Annotated in this window: 1 protein-coding gene; it reads right to left on the reverse strand. The window is 55.0% G+C overall.

Going from position 1 to position 1047, the window contains the following annotated elements:
- Positions 1–102 precede the first annotated feature (102 nt).
- Positions 103–1047: ATP-dependent endonuclease (locus ACFY9I_RS42665; RefSeq protein WP_391012964.1), on the reverse strand; the 945-nt coding region annotated here is incomplete at its 5' end.

Raw genomic sequence — 1047 nt, forward strand, 5'->3', positions numbered from 1 at the left:
TGCTTTACGGGCAGGTCCACTGACTGCCCGACTCGCCATCAGCTTACGGGGCCATGATCACTCGCCCCAAAGCAGCTCCAGCCCAAAGCCGCTCCACCGACCTTAGCGAGCTCCCGAGATCGCACCCTCGATATCCAAGAGCAGGTCCCTTACTTCGGCAACCACTTCGTCTGCACGCATGTTATTGGAGATAGAGCGTGCCGAGACACTCTTATACTTAGCGGCTGCCAGTTTCCTGTTCAGGCTTGCCAAAGCTTTCTTGGGTGGGCAGATTTTGAGGCGCTCGATTGGATCTGCCCAGATTTGCTCAAAGTTGGGAAGTACGTTTCGGTACACCGTCATAGCGTCCATGGTCGCAGATACCATGGTCAGTTGCCTGCGGTGGATAAATTGCGCCTGAGCGTCTACCTTCTGCTCCAGGATTGCTTCCGTGAGGAGTTCCTGAACAACTTCGACGCTCGCTCCGGATATGCGGGATATTACGCCAGGCAGAAGGAAGTAGCTTTCGAGTTCTTTACGGCCCCAGACGTGGCCATGGATGCCGTTCGCTGAAAGTTCGTTCACCACATCGAACACCTGCTGGTCGGGCCGGTTATCCCTGTCCAGGATTACATAAGTGGCGACAGACTTATCCAGCAGATTATCGTTCAGCCATGCGAAGGCTCCAACGTGTTGCCAGTTATCAAAACCTCCGAGCGGAATAACCGCCACACCCTTCTCTCCAGCCAGATTTGTCGCGCCGACCTTTCGTGCGACATTTCTAAGGACCTTCATGTCCTGGCCTTCGACGAAAAGGGCAACCTTGGAACGCAGCGCACGGGCGACGCCGAGGTTGAATCCAGAACCTAGCTGCTGACTGGCCTGATCGAAAGATTTGGAATCCCGGAGAGACTTAGCCCTTACTTTTGTCCTGTCTACCCAGATAACCGAATCGCGGCGGGACTCGGCCAAGACTTCCGGGGCGTGAGTGGCCATGATCCACTGATGTGGCCGCGATTCAAGTACATTTACGAGACGTCTTTGAAGATCGGGATGGAGGAAGACGTC

It is taken from the genome of Streptomyces sp. NPDC012510 (assembly GCF_042955065.1).
Taxonomy (GTDB): Bacteria; Actinomycetota; Actinomycetes; order Streptomycetales; family Streptomycetaceae; genus Streptomyces.